This is a genomic window from Echinicola rosea (assembly GCF_005281475.1).
GTDB lineage: Bacteria > Bacteroidota > Bacteroidia > Cytophagales > Cyclobacteriaceae > Echinicola > Echinicola rosea.
On the sequence record NZ_CP040106.1, the window covers coordinates 686,497 to 706,069 of the forward strand.

General features: G+C 43.7%; 19 protein-coding genes and 1 tRNA gene. 8 read left to right on the forward strand and 12 right to left on the reverse strand.

The window, feature by feature from the left end; genetic code table 11:
* Positions 1–29 precede the first annotated feature (29 nt).
* The 4 genes from FDP09_RS02930 to FDP09_RS02945 all read right to left on the reverse strand — a co-directional run bounded on the left by FDP09_RS02930 (position 30) and on the right by FDP09_RS02945 (position 4,868).
* Complete coding sequence (locus tag FDP09_RS02930) at positions 30–1,952, reverse strand: OmpA family protein (protein ID WP_187328777.1); 1,923 nt, start codon at positions 1,950–1,952, stop codon at positions 30–32.
* Positions 1,953–2,006: 54 nt separating this feature from the next.
* Positions 2,007–2,474: a hypothetical protein gene (locus FDP09_RS02935; RefSeq protein ID WP_308421145.1), complete on the reverse strand. Its 468-nt coding sequence runs from the start codon at positions 2,472–2,474 to the stop codon at positions 2,007–2,009.
* 244 nt (positions 2,475–2,718) lie between these two features.
* Entirely contained in the window at positions 2,719–3,513 is a 795-nt protein-coding gene (locus FDP09_RS02940; protein WP_137401222.1) for a (Fe-S)-binding protein, read from the reverse strand.
* 20 nt (positions 3,514–3,533) lie between these two features.
* Positions 3,534–4,868, reverse strand: coding sequence for a 4Fe-4S dicluster domain-containing protein (locus FDP09_RS02945; protein WP_137401223.1), 1,335 nt, complete (start codon positions 4,866–4,868; stop codon positions 3,534–3,536).
* A gap of 101 nt (positions 4,869–4,969) precedes the next feature.
* On the opposite strand from FDP09_RS02945, the gene FDP09_RS02950 reads away from it, so the two are divergent.
* From FDP09_RS02950 to FDP09_RS02970, 5 genes are all read left to right on the forward strand, one after another.
* Positions 4,970–5,042, forward strand: a tRNA-Phe gene (locus FDP09_RS02950).
* A gap of 528 nt (positions 5,043–5,570) precedes the next feature.
* Entirely contained in the window at positions 5,571–6,059 is a 489-nt protein-coding gene (locus FDP09_RS02955; protein ID WP_137401224.1) for an RNA polymerase sigma factor, read from the forward strand.
* A complete protein-coding gene (locus FDP09_RS02960) occupies positions 6,056–6,496 on the forward strand; it encodes a hypothetical protein (RefSeq protein ID WP_137401225.1) in 441 nt (146 codons plus the stop codon). The genes FDP09_RS02955 and FDP09_RS02960 overlap by 4 nt, the downstream gene beginning before the upstream one ends.
* Positions 6,493–7,032, forward strand: coding sequence for a DUF4252 domain-containing protein (locus FDP09_RS02965; RefSeq protein ID WP_137401226.1), 540 nt, complete (start codon positions 6,493–6,495; stop codon positions 7,030–7,032). Before FDP09_RS02960 ends, FDP09_RS02965 begins: the two co-directional genes overlap by 4 nt.
* A gap of 30 nt (positions 7,033–7,062) precedes the next feature.
* Positions 7,063–7,536 carry a DUF4252 domain-containing protein gene (locus tag FDP09_RS02970; protein WP_137401227.1) on the forward strand — a complete coding sequence of 158 codons (474 nt, stop codon included), beginning with the start codon at positions 7,063–7,065 and terminating at the stop codon, positions 7,534–7,536.
* A gap of 79 nt (positions 7,537–7,615) precedes the next feature.
* Here the strand turns inward: FDP09_RS02970 and FDP09_RS02975 are convergent, their stop codons facing one another.
* The 7 genes from FDP09_RS02975 to FDP09_RS03005 form a co-directional block, all read right to left on the reverse strand.
* Positions 7,616–7,864, reverse strand: a complete 249-nt coding sequence (locus FDP09_RS02975; RefSeq protein ID WP_137401228.1) for a hypothetical protein — start codon at positions 7,862–7,864, stop codon at positions 7,616–7,618.
* 21 nt (positions 7,865–7,885) lie between these two features.
* Positions 7,886–8,527, reverse strand: a complete 642-nt coding sequence (locus tag FDP09_RS02980; protein ID WP_137401229.1) for a hypothetical protein — start codon at positions 8,525–8,527, stop codon at positions 7,886–7,888.
* 225 nt (positions 8,528–8,752) lie between these two features.
* A complete protein-coding gene (locus FDP09_RS02985) occupies positions 8,753–10,129 on the reverse strand; it encodes a mercuric reductase (protein WP_137401230.1) in 1,377 nt (458 codons plus the stop codon).
* A gap of 5 nt (positions 10,130–10,134) precedes the next feature.
* On the reverse strand, positions 10,135–10,416 hold the full coding sequence (locus FDP09_RS02990) for a DUF427 domain-containing protein (RefSeq protein WP_137401231.1): 282 nt from the start codon (positions 10,414–10,416) through the stop codon (positions 10,135–10,137).
* Positions 10,417–11,014: 598 nt separating this feature from the next.
* Positions 11,015–12,160, reverse strand: coding sequence for a pseudouridine synthase (locus FDP09_RS02995; RefSeq protein ID WP_137401232.1), 1,146 nt, complete (start codon positions 12,158–12,160; stop codon positions 11,015–11,017).
* Positions 12,161–12,753: 593 nt separating this feature from the next.
* Positions 12,754–13,314 (reverse strand): SMC-Scp complex subunit ScpB, encoded by a 561-nt coding sequence (gene scpB, locus FDP09_RS03000; RefSeq protein WP_137401233.1) that lies wholly within the window; start codon positions 13,312–13,314, stop codon positions 12,754–12,756.
* 23 nt (positions 13,315–13,337) lie between these two features.
* Entirely contained in the window at positions 13,338–13,721 is a 384-nt protein-coding gene (locus tag FDP09_RS03005; RefSeq protein WP_137401234.1) for a TraR/DksA family transcriptional regulator, read from the reverse strand.
* A gap of 194 nt (positions 13,722–13,915) precedes the next feature.
* Between FDP09_RS03005 and FDP09_RS03010 the strand changes: the two genes are divergently transcribed.
* Positions 13,916–15,004 carry an isoaspartyl peptidase/L-asparaginase family protein gene (locus FDP09_RS03010; protein ID WP_137401235.1) on the forward strand — a complete coding sequence of 363 codons (1,089 nt, stop codon included), beginning with the start codon at positions 13,916–13,918 and terminating at the stop codon, positions 15,002–15,004.
* A gap of 95 nt (positions 15,005–15,099) precedes the next feature.
* On the opposite strand, the gene FDP09_RS03015 is transcribed toward FDP09_RS03010, so the two are convergent.
* A complete protein-coding gene (locus FDP09_RS03015; protein ID WP_137401236.1) occupies positions 15,100–17,121 on the reverse strand; it encodes a lamin tail domain-containing protein in 2,022 nt (673 codons plus the stop codon).
* A gap of 214 nt (positions 17,122–17,335) precedes the next feature.
* Between FDP09_RS03015 and FDP09_RS03020 the strand changes: the two genes are divergently transcribed.
* The gene (locus FDP09_RS03020) at positions 17,336–18,325 is read left to right on the forward strand and encodes an aspartate-semialdehyde dehydrogenase (RefSeq protein ID WP_137401237.1); all 990 of its coding nucleotides are present in this window, start codon (positions 17,336–17,338) and stop codon (positions 18,323–18,325) included.
* Between the two features lie 2 nt (positions 18,326–18,327).
* Positions 18,328–19,524, forward strand: a complete 1,197-nt coding sequence (locus tag FDP09_RS03025; RefSeq protein WP_137401238.1) for a THUMP-like domain-containing protein — start codon at positions 18,328–18,330, stop codon at positions 19,522–19,524.
* Positions 19,525–19,573 lie beyond the last annotated feature (49 nt).

Below are 19,573 nucleotides of genomic sequence, written 5' to 3' on the forward strand. Positions count from 1 at the left end.
CTTTTCAACCTCAGAACCTACCGCCCTTCTTATTCCTCGATCTCGATGACCTTAAATTCGGTGCGTCTGTTGCGTTGGTGTTCTTCCTCAGTTTGGGCGTTTTCGATGACGGGTTGGTCTTCGCCATATCCCTTAGCCACTAACCTGTCCTCCGCAATGCCCTGGGAAATGATATAGTCCACCGCTGATTGGGCCCTGCGCTGTGAAAGGTCTTTGTTGTATTCATCACTGGCTCGGCTATCGGTATGTGAGCTGAGTTCGATTTTGATTTCAGGATTGTCCAGAAGGATTTTGACCAGCTTGTCCAGCTCTTCCGCAGCATCGGGACGGATATCTGCTTTGTCCAGGTCATAATAGATATTTTCCAAGACAATGGCCTTTTCCAGTTCCAGCTTATCCAGCACAATGGTAGTGTCCAGGGTGACGTTGGTGACATCCTGGATCAGGTCTTCTTGAGCGGGTGTTTTGCCGACAGTGCTGTAAGGCACGCTTTTGGTAAAGTATCCGTTTTTAGAAGCAATCAAGGTAAAGTCTGCGTTTGGTTCCAACCTAAACCTCAGCCTTCCTTGTTCGTTGGAGAAGTCCCCGCCTACCGTCTGTTTGGTGCTGTCATAAAGGGCTACTCTGGCACTAGGAAGCACTGTTTCGCCTTGTGCTGTTTTTTGCAGGGTTTTTACATTCAGGAAAACGTTGACCACCTTTGGTTTGGGCGTATTGTCCTGGAAATAGTAAATATCATCATCGCCTACTCCTCCTTCTCGGTTGGAGCTAAGAAATCCCTCTTTGGGGAAATTGGTAAAAAACAGCCCAAAATCATCACTTACAGAGTTGATGTTTTTGCCCAGGTTGGTAACCGTTGTTTTTCCATCTTTTGCCTCAGCCACAAAGAGGTCAAGTTTTCCAAATCCTGGGTGGCCATCAGAAGCAAAAAACAACTGCTCTCCCATGGGTCGGGGAAACATTTCATTTCCGGGAGTGTTAATTTCCGGGCCAAGGTTCTGGGGATTCCCAAAATCCCCATTGGCCAGTTTGGTGGCTTTGTACAGGTCAATGCCACCATAGCCTCCAGGTCTGTTTGAGGCAAAATATAGCACTTCTCCATCGACACTAAAAGCGGGTGTCGAATTCCAATAGGTTTCATTTTCATTTACAGGCATCCAGATCGGGTCGGTAAAGCCTGCCCCTCTGAAATAGCTGACAAACAAATTGACTTCAGGAAGGTCTTTTTTGCTCAGGCTATTGCCCCGGGCATAAATGATGGTATTGCCGTCAGGACTGATCGCGATAGCACCTTGGTTGAGGTTTTCTTCATTTCTGAATTCAGGCAATGCCTGTACATTTTGTACATCTACTTTTACGCCGTTGGCCCTTGCACGATAGAGTTTGGTATAGCCTTGGCCTGTGGCTGGATATACACCACTGGCTCGACGGGAACTGGTGAAGTATAAGAAATCATCACTGACCACGGGGGCATAATCGATCCCAGGAGTGTTCAGCAATTCATAATTCTGAAGTTCATGATAAGGCCAATAATCCGTGATGGACTCGATCTTGGCCATATTTTCTTCTCCCAATGCTGCCAAAGCCAACAAAGAGTCGCTGGTGGTATGTGATTTGGCCTCTTGATAAGCTTCTGCGGCATCGGCATATTCTCCTTGGTCGCGCAAGCTTTTTGCCTTCTTCATATAGTTATCAAAAGACCCTTCCTCTTCCAATAGCTTGTCGTAATAGGGAAGGGCATCTTCGATGCGGTTGGACAGCCGATAGCTTTCCGCAACATAATAGTTTGCCTCACTGTCATCAGGATTGTCAGCAAGTACCTTAGAAAAAGTGCCAATGGCCATTTGGTATTCACCAGCCGCAAACTGTTTTTCTCCTTTTTGCTGGAGGCTGGTACATCCTACCAAAAAAAGGAAGATAAAAAGAGAACTCAGAAAACAATTTTTCATCATAAAGTCAGGCTGTCATCAGAAAGTGTATCCTCTAATATATAACTTTTATCATAATTAGTTATTGAAATATCGGTTTAACCAGCTGTCACTTGCGGGAATGAGCCACTTGTCTTTGAGATCTTCTTTATGCTGCACGGTAGTGTTAAAGACCTTGGTGCTGGAGGTGAGTTGGCCATTCTGGATATATTCTTTGATTTGGCCCAAGCTGCTGATGGTAATTTCATCCTGGTTTAAAAAAGATACCTTTCCCTGGTCCAGTAGGTTTACCTGTAAAATTTCATCGAGCTCCCGTAGCGTCCGAACGGAGCTGTCGATCGAGCATCCACTGGCACCAAGCTGGGATTCATCTACCGACAGGATAATAAATTGGTCATATTTTATATCAAAGGAAGTAGGCATGCGGTTGCCATGGGTATTCCACTGGTCACAGAATGCCGTCATTCGCGAAGCGATAAGGTCTTTTTCTTCATTGGAAAATTTCCGATTAGCTTGATATATCCATACCCGAGCGGTGTCAGGCATTGTTTCAAATGGCAAATACATAATCGCTTTTAGTCTTTTTTATTCAATTATTAAATATAAAACAAAGCATCTTGGATGCAAAGTATCCTTTAAATAGAACGTAAAATGGCTAGGAAGGATGCTGCCAATTACGGTTTTTTTTGACACCCGAACCGCTGATGCTTCATTTTGACACCGATGACTTGGTTTTTTATACTATATACTAAATACCAAATACCAGTTGCCACATGCCCATCACCCTGCTTTACTCCAATCCTTGGTCCTTGGCGATAAGCTCTGCCAGGTCAACGACCTTTACTTCATTTTCTTTTTCTTTGTTCTTGACACCATCGGCCATCATGGTCAGGCAGAATGGACAGCCTACGGCAATGGCAGATGCACCAGTGCCAAGTGCTTCTTCGGTGCGCTCCACATTGACATCTTTATTGCCAGGTTCAGGCTCCTTGAACATCTGGGCGCCACCTGCACCACAGCAAAGCCCCTTGGTGCGACACCGCTTCATCTCTACCAACTCCACATCAAGTGCCTTGATGATTTCCCTGGGTGCTTCGTAAACGTTATTTGCCCTGCCCAAGTAGCAGGAGTCGTGAAAGGTGATTTTTTTGCCCTTAAACTCTCCGCCGCCTTTCATGACGATCTTTCCGTCGTTGATCAAGGACTGGAGGAACTGGCTATGATGGATGACTTCGTAGGTTCCTCCCAGAGCAGGGTATTCATTTTTGATGGTGTTAAAGCAGTGGGGACAGGCCGTTACCACTTTTTTGATATTGTAGCCGTTCAGTACTTGGATATTGGCCACGGCTTGCATTTGGAAAAGGAATTCATTTCCAGCCCGTCTGGCCGGATCTCCAGTACACGTTTCTTCTGGTCCCAACACGGCAAAACTGACACCTACTTTGTTTAGGATCTTTACAAAAGCTTGGGTGACGGCTTTGTATCGATCATCGAATGACCCTGCGCAGCCCACCCAAAAAAGGATTTCCGGTGATTCGCCGGAGGCTGCCATTTCGGCCATGGTGGGTACTTTGTAATTTGACATATCGTTTGGTTCGTTCTTTTTTACTTCATTTCTTCATCTTTAACCGAGTCAGCCCAATTGAAGCGATCTGTAGGGGCAAACTTCCAAGGCGAGAAGCTGGTTTCCATGTTTTGGAACATGGCATTCCATTGGGCAGGAGAGCCACTTTCCTCCATCGCCACATAGCGTCGCATTTGCAGAATGATCGATAATGGGTCGATGTTAACCGGGCATGCTTCCACACAGGCATTACAGCTGGTGCAGGCGTTGATTTCTTCCGCAGTGGTGTAGTCGCCCAAGAGACTTTTGCCATCTTCCAGGCCTTTGCCACCGGCGTCTAGGCTTTTCCCTACTTCTTCTGCCCTATCCCTGACATCCATCATTATTTTTCTTGGAGAAAGTTTCTTGCCCGTAAGATTTGCAGGGCATTCGGCGGTGCACCGTCCACATTCCGTGCAGGAGTATGCGTTCATGAGGTTGATCCAGCTGAGGTCATTGATGTCCTTGGCCCCGAAGCGGCCTATTTCGGCAGGTGGCTCATTGCTGCCTTCCGTGGGGATGCCCAGCATCATGTTCACTTCATTGGTGACTTCAGGCATATTGGCCATTTCTCCTTTTGGTTTTAGCCTCGTGTACCAAGTGTTAGGAAAAGCCAAGAAAATATGCAGGTGCTTGGAGTAGGTCACATATATGGCAAATCCCAAGATCCCGACAATGTGAAACCACCAGGCTGCCCGTTCAGTAAACACTAGAAACGGGGTGCTGAAGCCTTCCAATATCGGTGTTAATAAACTGCTGAAGAAAAGCGTTCCCAGCTGAGTGTAATGTTCCACGCCTCTGGAAGCCAAGATCTGGTCCGCAGCATTCATCTTGAGAATGGCCATCATGAGGCAGATTTCAATGATCAGGATCAAATTGGCGTCCATGGCTGGCCAGCCTTTGAGTTCTTTCATGGACAGCCGGGGTACTTTGGTGATGTTTCTTCTGATCAAAAAGACCACACAAGCTACCAACACAGCGACTGCTAGAAATTCAAATGCATTCATGGCAAAGGTATAGAAGCCCCCTAGAAACGGTGCAAAGATGCGGTGATGGCCTGTAAATCCGTCTATGATAAATTCCGCGACTTCTAAATTGATGATGATAAATCCAGCATACACCAGAAAGTGGAGAAATGCCGGTAGCCACCGCTTGAACATCTTTTGCTGACCAAAAGCGACCAAAAGCATGGTCTTCCATCTGTCTGCAGGCTGATCATTTCTTTCTTCCTTTTTGCCCAACATAATATTTCGCTTCAGAAAGGAAATCCTTCTGTAAAGCACATATCCTGTCGCTGCAAAAATCAAGAAAAAAATTACCTGAGGTAAAATACTCATAGTGAATAAATTAAAGGTATCTCTTTAAAATTGTTGTAATTTTTTTATCTCATAGGTTTGCATCAAAAGAACATTTACCTACCTTTGCATCACTTTACAACGGTGATGTAGCTCAGTTGGTAGAGCATCGGACTGAAAATCCGTGAGTCGGTGGTTCGAGCCCACTCATCACCACAAGCCTTGAAGAAATTCAAGGCTTTTTTTATGCCCTTTCCGGAATTCCATTTTTTTCGTGATTTTATTATTGTTTTCATGAGTCTATTGTTCGAATTTTAGTTTACTGCACAAAGTAACCAATTAGTACGCACGCATACCATTTGCATTGATAATTTAAAATTAATCTATTTTGTTTGAATGCAGCCTATTTTAGGGTGCTGAATTTGGAAATGCTCCTAGCTGGAAGCAGGCGAGAAGGCTGAGGAACAATTCTGGATCAAGTGGAAAAGCTGGGGACTGCCAGTTTTCTTAATGGCAAAACCACCGTTTAATAAATGCCACAAAGGTCCCATAGGCACTAAGTGCATGTTGGAACTGCATTGAAAGATTGCACTCAAAAGCTAGCCCCAGAGGAGTGGCACGTTCATAGCCATGGGTGAAGCCCGTGGTAAATTGCCCATCCAACGTTTTAGGGTTTTAAGGTAATTTTTAAAATATTTTCATTCAACCTGTAACATTTACTATTTAGGATCATTACCTACATAAATGAAGACATTTTTTGAAGCATATATCTGGACCTTGCGCAGCAAGCTATACCGCATGGCCTATCTCTGGTTAAAGAACCGGGATGAGGCCGAGGATGCGGTGCAAGAAGCTTTGGAGAAAGCATGGCAACAGCGACAGGCACTTCAAAAAATGGACAATCCCACTGGGTGGATGGTCAAGGTGGTCAAGAACCAAAGCCTTCAAAAGCTAAGGGAAAAGCAAAAATGGGTGGTAATTGAGTCAGAAGAGGACATTCCTGAACTGCCCTTGCCTGAGTCAGAAGACATATCGCCGGCGGTAAGGATGGTTTTCCGGTTTTTGAAGGCACTTCCCGAAAAGCAGCAGGAGGTTTTCCAGCTCAGGGAAGTGGAGGGTTTGACTTATGAAGAGATTGCAGAATTTATGGATATCTCCATGGAGCAAGTAAAGGTCAATATGTTCAGGGCCAGGAAAAAACTCCAAGAGTTTTTATCAAATCAACGGAAATGATGGAAGAAGAAATCAAGGCATTGCTGGATAAATATTACGAAGGCGAGACATCCTTGAAGGAGGAAAGTCGCCTTAAGCAGCTTCTGGGCCAGTGCCCGGGGTTTGAGGAAGAACGGATGTTTTTGCAGGGATTACAGGAGATGACCCAAAATGAGCCATCTGCCAAAGCTGCCCCAAAATCGGAAAATGGCTTAGGAGCGTGGCAAAAAGCTGCAGCGATTGCGGTTGTTTTTCTGGCTTTGGGCTGGCTGTTCATTGAGCAGCAAAAGAGGATGCAAGAGGAGGAAGCTTATAACCAAGTGGTGGATGCATTGGCACTGATACAGAAAAACATGGAAAAGGGTGCCTCGTCGATGAAGCCTTTGGCAGACATCAAATATCTCGGGGCTACAAATCAGTTGTTTAATATCAAAGAAATTAAAGAGGAGAAGAAATGAAAAAATGGATAAGCATAATGGTTTTGGTGATGATGGCTTTCGCCGCACAGGCGCAGGATGATGCCATTGTAAAATTCTTCTCCAAACACATGGAGAACGAGGAATTCAGCCGGGTTTACATCAGTCCAAAGATGATGCAGATGGCAGGAGGTTTCCTGAAATCCTCAGCAAAGGACAGTGATGACGAAGACGCACAGGAAATGGGTGAGCTGATCTCAAAGGTGAAGGGGATTCGGATCCTCAGTGGAGAAAAAGTAGATGGCAAAGCCCTTTACGACGAGGCAATGGGGACGCTGGCGCACAATAAGTACGAGGATCTTATGGATGTCCAAGACAAGGAAAGTAGCCTGAAATTTATGGTTCGAGAAGAGAACGGCAAGGTAGTGGAACTGCTGATGATCTCGGGCTCTAATAATGAATTCACCTTGCTGAGCATGCTGGGAAATTTCACTTATCAGGACTTAAATATACTGGCGGAGAAAACTGACTTACCGGGAATGAACGAATACAGTTCGGGCAAGAAAAAAGATAAATAGTCGATTACCTAACATTAAAATGAACAACATATGAAGCGGATTTTAATAGTATTGGCGTTGATGGGAATGGGTGTCATGACTCAGGCCCAGAGTAAAAGTGTAGATGCCCTTTTCGAAAAATACCAGGAGGACGAGGATTTCTTTCACCTGGATTTGGCAGGAAGTTTCTTTGATTTTGCCGATGGGCTTGATTTTGACTTTGATGAGGATGGGATGAAGACCATAGCCAAGTCGGTGGACAGAATGAAATTCTTTAAACTGCCAGTGGGGAGGGATATTGCGAAAGCGGATTTTAAAGACTTGCAGAAGGGGTTACGGAAGGAAAGGTATGATTTGATGATGGAGCTAGCTGAAAAGGACAATCAGGTGATCATTTATAGCAAAGGAGGGGATATTCTAAGTGACCTTGTGCTGATGATAGGAGGTGATGACGATGATGATTTTATGGTCATAGAGCTGGAAGGTGAATTTGAGAGCAAGGCGATAGCGCAAGCGATGCCATAAAACATTATGCGGTTGATTTAAAGAAGGTCATTGTTGGGAATATTTCCGGCAATGACCTTTTTGCTTACATCGCATCTCGTTATTTTTTAAACAGTAATTCTGATAAATATTTAAATCTGATAAATCCTAATGTATTAAAAAACTCTTTTTTTGTAACTAATTCCTTTTCCTTTAATCTTTTATAATCAAAAAATGGACGATAAACCATGGCGTATACTAAGAACATTCCAATAAAAGCTCCTGTGGAAATTTCCTCATAAATATATAATGAAAGGATTAAAATCATCGGAACAAGAGTGACTAGGTGAAATAGAACTAATTTTTTCATGAGATTTTAATTAATACGAACCTATAACAATGCAGTTGCATACCCTGCGCAGACCAAAACAGATCCCACTGAATATCCTCCTAGAGTAACAGCATCAAATACACCGATAATGGCTATATTAGCGATATTCGATTTTGTAAGGTTATGAAATTTACCGACACATCTATCTGCATTGCCCCACCAACTTCTATTTGACGCTTGGCTACCCTTTTTATTTAAGATTTCCCTAGTGCCATCTATATAATCAATAAATGAAAAGCCATAATCACTATTTAAATCGTTTACTTCAATGGTGATATTACCATCGTTATCTTTGAACGCATTTGTAAAGAAAGCTGTTGCAACATTTCCATCTTTATCCAGTGAAAAGCATAAGGTTTTATTCCCATCATAGTCATTGACTATGGTTAGTATTTGCATCTCATGGTCTTTATCAATCACCTTGACCATGTTGTTTAAATCATATTCATTGTTTAAGTTTTTAAATCTAGCGTAAATATTAGATTCATCCATCCAGTCATCAACTGCACTTAATTCTGTAGATCTAGGTTTTTCTTCCTCAAATCTATTTTCTTGCAATTGAACATCGTGTTCATTTAAATCTTTAACGCATCCACTAAGGAATGAAATAGTAAGAATAGCTATTAAAAGTTTTGCTCTCATAATATTTTGTTTTAAAGTTTAATAATCCCCAATTATAATAAACAAAAAAAAAACATGAGAAAATTATTATTCTATAAAATTTAAAAATACGTACTTTTATAATGAAAAAACAATAAAATACTAATATTTAGTGGTTTTTTAACTGTGTATGATTGGTGTGTAAGTCAAATCCCCTGACCTCATTTGGTAATATTTCTATTCAATTATTCTACCTTTATAATTTATTTATGTGATAGATCCCATTAAGTTATTCAGGCTTTCCGCCAACGTTGGATGTGCAATGGGCAAAGTGGCAATCGTATCATAGGTGACTCCTCCTACCATGGCCATCTGTAGGGTGGCCAAGATTTCTCCTCCATCGAGGCTCAGGATGGTGGCTCCAAGGATTTTCTTTGACTCGGGGTCTACCAGGACCTTGAAAAAGCCGCGTGTCTCATCCACCTCTAGTGTCCTGCCAGCATGTTTCATTAGGAATTTACCAGTTTTATAAGGGATGCCCTTGGCTTGGGCTTCCTGCTCATTAAGGCCAATTCTGCCCAGCTGTGGGTCGATAAATACACAATACGGCACAAGCCTCTCGTGTTTCGAAACCGCATTCTCTTTAAAAGCGTGCTGAAAGGCAATGTGTGCATCATGGTAGGCGATATGGGTGAAGGGCGCACTTCCGGCGACATCCCCTAAAGCATAGATGTGCTTTTCGCTTGTTTGGAGAAAGTCATCTGTTTGGATGAATCCTTTATCGGTCAATTTCACCCGGGTGTTCTCCAAGCCTAAATGGGCAGAGGAGGGGATTCTTCCGGTGGCCACCAGCAAGTGAGATCCTTTTATTTCCAACACTCCTTTTGGCGTCTCGGTGGTCAGCTTAAACCCGTCTTGATAGGAGACTTTTCTGACTTCCGCATTGAAAAGGGTGTCAATTCCCTCTTCCGAAAAGATTTGAGAGATTTCTTTACAGACATCTTCGTCTTCTTTGTGGACGAGTCTTTCTGCTCGGTCGATGATGGTGACTTTGCTGCCAAACCTGCTGAACATCTGGGCAAATTCCAGTCCGATATAGCCCCCTCCCATGATCAAGAGATGTGTGGGTGTTTCTTCCAGTTCCATGATCGTGGTGCTGGTAATATAGGGAGTGCCGGCAAGTCCTTCGATTTTAGGAATTCGGGGTTCAGATCCAGTGTTGATAAATATTTTAGTACCGCTTATGAAAGAAATCTCCCCGGTGTCCGAGGTGATTTGGATGGTGCGGCTGTCCTTAAATGCCGCCGATCCCATAAGGATGTCGATGCTTTCATTTTTACGAAGGCTTTTTTCAGCGCCTCCCCGAAACAGTGTCACGATATGGTCCTTTCGACTTTTGACGGCTTTTTGATCGACACGGTAATGGGGAAGGATGACACCATAGTCTGCCGCCCTGGAAACCATGTGGGCCACACGTGCTGAGCTGACCATGGTTTTGGTAGGGGAACATCCGTCGTTGATGCAAGTGCCGCCGATAGCCCTTTTCTCGATCAGGGCTACAGCCCCCCCTTGACTGCTGATCTTTTTCGCCAAGGGCATTCCGGACTGCCCTGCCCCCAAAATGATTGCATCGTATTCTTTCATCTTTATTACCTCGTTATCTTTACCCCTTTCCAAAACGCGATATAGCCCTTAATCCGAATGGCTGCTTCTTTCGGTTGGAAATAGTGCCATGCGGCATCTTTGTTGGTTTCGCCATTTACACAAATGTGAAAATAACTGGCTTCTCCTTTCCAAGGGCAGGAAGAGGTCGTGTCGGATGGGGTAAAAAATGACTTCTTAATGGATGCCGGTGGGAAATAATGGTTGTTTTCGATCATGATGGTGGTGTCTGAATCGGCAATCACCTGGTCGTTCCATATGGCTCTCATAAGTGCTGAAGTTAGTGCTCTATAAGTTAACAAAAACTTTCCGAAAAAAATAAAGCTGCCTTCTTCATGAAGACAGCTTCGTTTTTACATTGTTCTCATGCCAAAATACTTTTCAGCTGAGTCCAAAGTAGAGGGCCTATTAAAGTCCACCTAGAAGGCTAGACAATAGACCAAGAACAACATCAAGTAAGTTTGTGATAAGATCCATGGTTTTTATGGTTAAAATATCTATGCCTACTCTAAAAAAAATGGTTTTCGGCTTCCCCATCTACAAATAATGAACATCGCTAAATGTTCTGATGTGAAGTTAATAAGTAATATGCATAGACAAATAAGGCAAAATAATACAATATTTAATTTTTATAATTACATTATTTATTTTATTAATATTTATTTGCTATTGGATAAATAAAATATGTTTTTTAATAATGGTTAGCCGTATTGATGCGATGAATAAAGAAATATAGATGTAATCGAATGAGGGTAAAATGTGATGGTAAATTTTTCTAACCCCATGATACGAAGACATAAAAAAACTGTATCAGGAAAGGGGGGCCTTGCCGTGATACAGTTTCCGTTCGAAAAGGCTTTTAAAACCCTATTTTTTCATAAACTTCAAGTTGATGACTTCTTTTTCTGTAAGGAATCTCCATTTACCTCTAGAAAGGTCTTTTTTGGTCAGGCCGGCATACGTCACCCGGTCAAGAGCGATCACATCATAGCCCAAGTGAGCAAATATTCTTCTCACGATCCTGTTTTTGCCTACGTGGATCTCCAGTCCCAAGATCGTCCTGTCCTTGGAGAGGATCTGGATGTCATCCACATTGACAAGTCCATCTTCCAGCGTAATGCCTTCCGCTATTTCTTCAAAATGCGCTTTGCTGATGGGATTGTCAAGGGTGACCTGATAGATTTTTCTGACCTTTTCAGTTGGATGGGAGAGTTTGGCTGCAAGTTCACCATCATTGGTAAAAAGTAAAAGGCCAGTGGTATTTCGGTCAAGTCTTCCCACCGGGAAAATCCTCTCCTCACAAGCCGAAGCGACCAAGTGCATAACCGTTTTACGGTTCATGGGATCATCTGTGGTCGTAATGAAATCCTTTGGTTTGTTCAGGAGTACGTAAACTGGCTTCTCTGGATTGATAAGCTTGCCTTTGTACGCCACTTTATCGGTCAGCAAAACTCGATAGCCGAGTTCGGTGATCACTTCACCATTCACTTTGACCTCTCCTTTTTCGATCAGCTTGTCAGCATCCCTTCTGGAGCATATCCCGGCATTGGCGATGTACTTGTTGAGCCTGATTTCACTGCTTTCTGGCTTAGCTTGCCGTGGTTTGACCTTTTTGAGGTTGTATTCGGGTTTTTCTTCTTGCTCAAATCGGTTGCTTTTGATGAACCGGTTTTGCTTGAATTTCCCCGCCTTGGAACGGAAGTTCTGATCGTTTATTTTTTCAGTCCCAAAGACAGGTTTTTGGTCTTTTCCACGTCCTTTGTAAACAGTCTTATATTGTGCTTCGTTTTCTTTGTCGTTTTGACGGGGGCTTGGTGTATCTTTCCTGTATTTTTGTAATGGGGAAAAATCGGAATTGGTATTTCTCCTTTTGTCGTTATCAGAATTTCTAAATCTGTTTTCTGTTCTCTTGGGCTTGCCATGAGACCGGAAATCGGAAGATTTATTCGTGCGGGAAGAAGGGCCACCTGAGTTTCTCTTGCCGTCCCTGTTGTTCCTGTTATGCTTTTTCATAGTATTGCAGCATCTCTGCTGTATAAGTGTTTCTAAATCCTTTAATATGAGCGAATTGCGCTCCATTCTAAATGGGCTGCAAAGATAAGTACTTATTGATGGAATATTGATGAAGTAACGAAATATTTCGGTTCTATATGATTTACTATGGGTAACTATTACTTTGCATGTCAAATTCTAGCTTGCCTTTCATCTTGTTGCCTTGTTACTTTTTTCCTTCAGGTGAAAAACGTAACCAAAAAAACCCGCTGCGGTGAGCTATATGACTAAAATCAAAGCCAGCACTCACGCAGGCAAACTCCTCTATTTGTGCAGCATACCAATTTTTTTGTACTGATTCACGTCAAACAAGCCTGCGCTTTTTCCAGCCCACTTCTTTGATTTATTAACGTCAAATACCTCAAGGCAGAATAGAAAATTGCCCACTGAAAAGGAACATGAATCAACATTAATTTAACCGGAATAATATCTTTACCCACTATAATCCATATAGAGCCAATATTTCATCCGTTTGTGGTATATTTTGTATGGTCAACAGGAACCTCCCGTATCCACATTATCATTATTAAGATAATGGTGGCATGATCGATTTTCTATTCTTGTTCCTTTCCGATCTGGTTTTCTTCTTGGTTGAAGTCTTTTGGCTGGGGGAGATCTTTGAGGCTGTTGATGCCAAAATATTCCATAAACTTATCGCTGGTACCATATAGTAGCGGTCTTCCGATGCTGTCGGATTTGCCTTTGATGGTCACGAGCTCTTTTTCGAGGAGTTTTTGGACGGAATAATCACAGTTTACACCGCGGATTTGCTCCATTTCGGATTTTGTGACGGGTTGTTTGTAGGCAATGATGGAAAGGGTTTCCATTTGGGCGGTGGACAGCCGCTTGGTGGATTGCTGCTTGAGGAGGATTGAAATACTGGTTTGATAGGCAGGTTTGGTCAGGAATTGGTAACCATTGCCCAAATGCTCCAAAGCAAAAGCATAATCATCCTGCAGGTATTTTTCCTGCAGCGCTCCAATCGCCTCCTCGATATGCTCCTTTGGGACATCAGATTCAAACATCTCCGAAAGGCATTTACGAATATCGTCCAAGCCCAACGGAGATGGTGAACAGAATATTAATGCTTCAATATGTCTGTGTAGAAATTCCACTGATTTTATCGGCACCAATTAGGTTATTTTTTGGATAGTTTGGCTTCGATGGAATGCATGGTATGGGGCACCGCTTTTAATCTTTCTTTAGCGATTAGTTTTCCTGTGTCCACGCAGACTCCATAAGTCCCGTTTTTGATTCTGATCAATGCTTTTTCCAGGTTAATAATAAATTTCTGCTGACGGGCAGCAAGCTGACTGAGGCTTTCTCTCTCTAGCGTATCAGCACCATCTTCCAATAATTTAGAGGTGGAGGCCGTAAAGTCGGTCCCACTGTCGTTCTTCTTGCTAAGTGTCTCTTTCAACGAATTTAGCTCTTTTCTTGCCGCGGCAAGTTTGCTGTTGATCAATTCCTCAAACTCTTTCAGTTCTTCTCTGGAATATGATGTTTTTTCTTCTTGACTCATAGTTCTCAGGCATTAAGTGATGATAGCTAAATAATCTTTTTGGATTTCAAAAAGTCCCCTAAAATAAGGTGCACTTTTTAAAATCAAAAATTCGCCAGCATATTTCATTCTAGCATAAATTCTTAATATGGATATACTGCTATCTTTATTATCTTAATACGGTTAATTGCATCAAAATGGTTTAATAAAATTTTATGAAGGAATTAAGAAAGTACAGTTTATTAGGGATTATTCTTTTGTTATGGTCTGCATGTTCTGAGAAAAAGGTCGAACAAACAATAAAGTCCACGCCAGCAGAGGCCAGTGAGCAGCCAATCGCATTGGTGATCCATGGAGGTGCGGGGACCATCAAGAGAGAAAACATGTCTGCTGAACGGGAAAAAGCCTATCGCGAAAAACTAAAAGAAGCGCTCAACGCAGGCTATGCTGACCTTGAGTCGGGCGAACCTGCGCTAGAAGCCGTGATGGCTGCCATCAAAGTAATGGAAGACTCACCCCTCTTCAATGCCGGCAAGGGAGCAGTCTTCACCCATGATGGGAGAAATGAGATGGACGCCGCCATCATGGATGGAAGGACAAGGAATGCTGGAGCTGTTGCCGGTATCACCACCGTCAAAAATCCCATTACAGCTGCTTATGAAGTGATGGTAAACAGTCCGCATGTATTTATGGTAGGAAAAGGTGCCGAGCAATTTGCCGCCGAACAGCAGTTGGAAATCGTGGATCCTGAATACTTCAGGGACGAACGCAGATACAAACAACTGATGAGAATCATTGATGCTGAAAAGACACAACTGGATCATTCTTCCCTCAAGGAAATGGAGCTGGAGGATCCCTACTTCAATGACCGAAAGTACGGCACTGTCGGAGCGGTTGCCGTGGACAAGGAAGGCAATGTGGCCGCTGCTACTTCCACGGGCGGAATGACCAATAAACGATACGGACGAGTAGGCGACGTCCCTGTAATCGGGGCCGGTACGTATGCGGATAATGCTACATGCGCCGTCTCTGCTACTGGACATGGAGAATTTTTTATCAGAAATGTGGTGGCCCATGAAATTGCCTCTATTATGCGCTATAGTGGAAAATCCGTCTCGGATGCTGCCGATAAAGTAGTGATGAAGCAGTTGGTGGAAATGGAAGGAAGCGGCGGAGTGATAGCCGTGGACAAAAACGGGAGGATCGCTATGCCCTTCAATTCTGCAGGCATGTACCGCGGCTATATCAAGGAAAAAGGAAAGCCCAATACCTTTATCTATGATGACGAAGATGAGGGCCTTTAGATAAGTTTGGCATCCTGGCCAAGTGTTTGCCAGGATGCTCTTTTTAGTGGAAAACCATTTATATGCAGAAGTCTTTGTCCCGGATGATTTTCCATTCACTTTAATTTACTGCCTACCACAACTGTTTCTTTTACCTGATGGACTTGGCCATCAGGGTGAATGAACTCAGCCAACAGAATGTAATATCCTGGCCTGACTTTACGCCCCTTTTCGTTGGTACCGTTCCAAGTATAAAAACCCTTGGTGCCCCATAATTCATTTTGACAAATGGTCATCTCTAGCCGGCCATCCGTCCCGAAGATCCTGAGCGTTCCCAAATACCCCGCGTCTGCCAGTTGGTACGAAATAGTGGTGAACGGCTGTTCCCCTGCTGCTTCTGGCACAAAAACCTTGGGCTGGATGCTGATGGCTGCATTGGTTTGGTCTCGTGCGAAATGTTGGGAATTTTTATACCCCGGTGTGGCATAACCGGCAGCAGCAGCAGCTGAGTGCCAATTTTTTGGATTATTACCCTCTTCCTCTGGGGAAAACCGTTCTAGGGAGATGCCCTTTGGGTTTTGGATGAGCGGATGATGCATCTTTTCGGTGTAGTCCAGTCGCTCAACCCACTTTTCGTCAGGGCTCAGCAGAATGACAGCTCCTCCTTTGATCGGATAACTCGGCAATGAACTCAGCTCCATCCATTTCTCTTTCTTTCCTTTGGGGTATTGCTGACTTAATTCTGCGATATCGGTAGTGACCACCAAGTAATCGAAAGGGGCGATGATTTTGGCGCGATCGGAAATGGTTTTTCGGCTATCAATGGTACCATCATCTATATTGGCCAGTTTCCACCCATTTAGGTCAATGTATTTGCTGCTATGGTTATAGATTTCCACAAATTTGGGTGTGCCACTGCGCGGATTGGAGAGCAGTTCATTCAGCAATATTTCCCCTCCTGATGCTAACGAGGGAAGTTGGAATGTAGCGGAATTGGCTGCGGGGTCTATTCCATTTCCTGCGCAGTCATACAGGTCGCCAACGGTGATTTCATAGGCAATTTTTTCTTCTAATGGCCTATCAAGCGTGAGTGTCACAGCATTGGTAGTGCCTTCGGCAAAGCTACTTTGGATGATGTTCAGTCCGTTGTTAAGTGTCCATCCTGCAGATAAGGCAGAGGAAGAAAGGGTTTCGTCAAAGGTCACTAAAATGTTGACGCTATCCCGGACGGTCGCACTGACCACACGAGGCCCCATCATGTCAGGAGTCGTGTCGAACACCGAATTTTCTTTCCCCGGCGTGCCTTTTTTGGAGGATTCAGAAGCCAGAAGGAGCAAGGATTGGTCACAGGAGAGGAAAGGATTGACTACCTCGAGGCTGAATCCGTCCGAGTCTTTGCTCCCGCTGCCATAGCTCTTTTTACTGTAAACTAAGCTGTCAATGACCGTCTTATTGGCGTCGCATATATAGACTTCTCCCTGGCTATTGGTATAACCGGGCCAGCTAGACAGGGCGAGGACGTTTCCGAAAGGCTCAAAATCCCGAGCATCATCTTCATCGACCAAAAGTACGTATTCCTCTGGCGCCATCAGGTATCCGGGTAGCTTTACGGCTTTTTTGTCGTCTTTCAGATAAAAGCCACCCAATTCAATTGCCTCGTCAGAGGCGTTGAAGATTTCTACATATTCAGCATATGGCAGTGGATTGTCCTTTTTGGGAGCGGCCATCACTTCATTGATGACGATAGCTTTAAAGTCCACAGCATCACTGTTCTTTGAGGTTTGTGAGCTCGGTCTTTCGTTTTGGTAAAGGAACCTTTCGTATGTAGCGCCGGTAAATGATGCGACAAAGCTCAAACGACCGTTTACGTGGTCATATAAAGCTTTGGGTTGTGGGTTATTTGGAGAGCAGAATGGTTTTGGGTTTTTTATGGAGTGGTCACGGTATATTTTGGGATTTTCTACTTCGTTAATAAATGATTTTCCGTAACTTGCGGCACCAAAAATAAACAGGGACTTTAACGTGATGTCTGCTGGTATTTTCGGAACTGTATAAGCATTTACATTTGTTAAAGCGGTCAAGGCTAAAAACATTGCAATGAACCTAAGCCGATGCAAATAGCAATTTGGGATTTTCATGACGTTTAAGGTTTACGACTACATACTGATCAATTCCAATTTGAGATGATCTCTGAGGGTAGTGGTTAAAAGTTAAAATTACTGAGGTAGTGTTTTTGACAGAAAGTATGCAAAAACTAAACATAACCATCAAAAACGGACTTATTCACAATAAGTAGGTGTTTATATACATAATAAAGTAATATAAATTTCAATTAATAGAAAGTTTTCAACAATGAAATTAGCTGTTGTGGGAGCCACAGGTCTAGTGGGCTCTGAAATTCTTGAAGTGCTTGCAGAGCACAATTTTCCTTTTGATGAACTGCTGTTGGTGGCCAGTGAGAGGTCCGCAGGAAAAAAGATCACCTTCAAGGATAAGGAATACACAGTGATAGGTTTGGCTCAGGCGGTTTCCGAAAAGCCAGACATTGCCATTTTCTCAGCAGGTGGGGATACGTCCAAAGAATGGGCCCCAAAATTTGCTGAGGCAGGCACTATCGTGGTAGATAATTCTTCTGCTTGGAGAATGGATCCTACCAAGAAACTGGTAGTTCCTGAGATCAACGCTAAATCACTGAAGATTGACGACAGGATCATCGCTAACCCTAACTGCTCCACGATCCAAATGGTTTTGGCCTTGACCAAGCTCCGTGATCGCTATGGCATCAAGAGGGTGGTAGTTTCCACTTACCAGTCTGTGACGGGAAGTGGTCTTAAGGCAGTGAACCAACTCCAAGACGAACGTGCGGGAAAGGAAGGAGAAAAAGCATACCCTCATAAGATTGACCTTAATGTGTTGCCCCATATCGATGTGTTCCAAGACAATGGCTACACCAAAGAGGAGATGAAAATGATCAATGAAACCAAAAAAATCTTTGAAGACCCTTCCATTCAGGTGACAGCCACCACGGTGAGGATCCCTGTGATGGGTGGCCACTCCGAGGCGGTCAATGTGGAATTTAAAGAAGATTTTGACCTGCAAGAGGTGAAAGAGCTTTTGGCCGCTACGCCGGGCGTAATCGTGGAGGATGATGTTGCCAATAACGTATATCCAATGCCCATGAATGCCCATAAAAAAGACGAGGTGTTTGTTGGTAGATTGCGGAGAGATGAGTCCCAGCCAAATACACTGAACATGTGGATCGTGGCGGATAACCTGAGAAAAGGCGCTGCTACAAATGCTGTTCAGATCGCTGAATACCTCGTAAAACATAGCCTTGTATAAGCTTGGAGCTATCCAATATATATACACCGGAATTATTTCAATTTGTGCAGGATCATCTTACTGAAGATCCTGCACAATTACTTTTAAGGCATCGCCAGTCGAATAAGTTTGACCTCAAGGAGGCCGTGGCTCAGATAGCTGCAAGGCAAAAGGGACGACGAAAGCTCCCCGAATGGGCAGCCAATAAAGCCGTAATTTTCCCTCCTGCAGTTTCGATGGAACAGTGTTCCTCCGAACAAACCGCCACATTTAAGAAACGCCTTGCCAAGGGTGGATTTCTCCTGGACCTTACAGGGGGATTTGGGGTGGACTCCTACTATCTCGGGAAGCAATTCGAAAAAGTGGCCTATGTGGAACGACAGGACAAACTGGCCGCCATCGCTGATTATAATTTTTCGGTTTTGAGTGGTGGGGATGGTAAGTACCAGGTGTATTGTGGTGATGCGTTGGCATTTCTAAGGACGGTGGAGGGAATAGCAGATTGGATTTATGTGGATCCTGCCAGACGCGGAGGAGCCAACCAAAAACTGTACAAACTAGCCGATTGTGAGCCTGACATCATTGGGCATTGGGAAAGCCTTACCCAAAAGGCTCAACATATTATGATCAAAGCATCACCGATGCTGGACATCAAAGAAGCAATCAGGGAATTACCAGGACTAAGTGAAGTGCATGTAGTAGCCGTAAAAAATGAAGTAAAGGAACTGCTATTGGTGTGGAAACGGGAACAGGAAGGGGCTGCCCAAGTGATGACATGGGACCTACCTCATGATGAACCTTTTCATTTTGATTTTAATAAAGAGGAACATGCCGCCTCCACCTTTAGCTTGCCCAAAAACTACTTGGTGATTCCTTCCGCCGCAATCCTAAAAGCAGGGGCTTTTAAGGTATTTGGAAACCGCTATCGGCTCCATAAGGTGCACATGCACACCCACCTCTACACCACAGACGAATTGTCCAAGACATCCGGTGTATTAGGAAGGGTGTTTAGGATTCAAGAGGAAGTAAAGATGGAAAAGAAGGCCATTGGAAAGGCATTTCCTGCCGGACAGGTCAATGTGATCACCCGCAACTATCCTATGAAACCTGAAATCATCAAGAAGAAATTTCGCTTAAAGGATGGAGGAGAAGATTTTTTGATCGCATGTACCGTGCAGGACGGAACCCCGAAAGCTTATCGTTGTAGGCGCGTGGGTTGAATGCCCTTTTAGCGGGTGAAACTGATCATATTGTTTATTTTGGGAATAG

Excerpts from the sequence above, each read along its gene's own strand:
- FDP09_RS02930 (WP_187328777.1), bottom strand. The coding sequence starts at position 1,952 with ATGATGAAAAATTGTTTTCTGAGTTCTCTTTTTATCTTCCTTTTTTTG.
- FDP09_RS02935 (WP_308421145.1), bottom strand. The coding sequence starts at position 2,474 with ATGCCTGACACCGCTCGGGTATGGATATATCAAGCTAATCGGAAATTT.
- FDP09_RS02940 (WP_137401222.1), bottom strand. The coding sequence starts at position 3,513 with ATGTCAAATTACAAAGTACCCACCATGGCCGAAATGGCAGCCTCCGGC.
- FDP09_RS02945 (WP_137401223.1), bottom strand. The coding sequence starts at position 4,868 with ATGAGTATTTTACCTCAGGTAATTTTTTTCTTGATTTTTGCAGCGACA.
- FDP09_RS02955 (WP_137401224.1), top strand. The coding sequence starts at position 5,571 with ATGAAGACATTTTTTGAAGCATATATCTGGACCTTGCGCAGCAAGCTA.
- FDP09_RS02960 (WP_137401225.1), top strand. The coding sequence starts at position 6,056 with ATGATGGAAGAAGAAATCAAGGCATTGCTGGATAAATATTACGAAGGC.
- FDP09_RS02965 (WP_137401226.1), top strand. The coding sequence starts at position 6,493 with ATGAAAAAATGGATAAGCATAATGGTTTTGGTGATGATGGCTTTCGCC.
- FDP09_RS02970 (WP_137401227.1), top strand. The coding sequence starts at position 7,063 with ATGAAGCGGATTTTAATAGTATTGGCGTTGATGGGAATGGGTGTCATG.
- FDP09_RS02975 (WP_137401228.1), bottom strand. The coding sequence starts at position 7,864 with ATGAAAAAATTAGTTCTATTTCACCTAGTCACTCTTGTTCCGATGATT.
- FDP09_RS02980 (WP_137401229.1), bottom strand. The coding sequence starts at position 8,527 with ATGAGAGCAAAACTTTTAATAGCTATTCTTACTATTTCATTCCTTAGT.
- FDP09_RS02985 (WP_137401230.1), bottom strand. The coding sequence starts at position 10,129 with ATGAAAGAATACGATGCAATCATTTTGGGGGCAGGGCAGTCCGGAATG.
- FDP09_RS02990 (WP_137401231.1), bottom strand. The coding sequence starts at position 10,416 with ATGAGAGCCATATGGAACGACCAGGTGATTGCCGATTCAGACACCACC.
- FDP09_RS02995 (WP_137401232.1), bottom strand. The coding sequence starts at position 12,160 with ATGAAAAAGCATAACAGGAACAACAGGGACGGCAAGAGAAACTCAGGT.
- FDP09_RS03005 (WP_137401234.1), bottom strand. The coding sequence starts at position 13,721 with ATGAGTCAAGAAGAAAAAACATCATATTCCAGAGAAGAACTGAAAGAG.
- FDP09_RS03010 (WP_137401235.1), top strand. The coding sequence starts at position 13,916 with ATGAAGGAATTAAGAAAGTACAGTTTATTAGGGATTATTCTTTTGTTA.
- FDP09_RS03015 (WP_137401236.1), bottom strand. The coding sequence starts at position 17,121 with ATGAAAATCCCAAATTGCTATTTGCATCGGCTTAGGTTCATTGCAATG.
- FDP09_RS03020 (WP_137401237.1), top strand. The coding sequence starts at position 17,336 with ATGAAATTAGCTGTTGTGGGAGCCACAGGTCTAGTGGGCTCTGAAATT.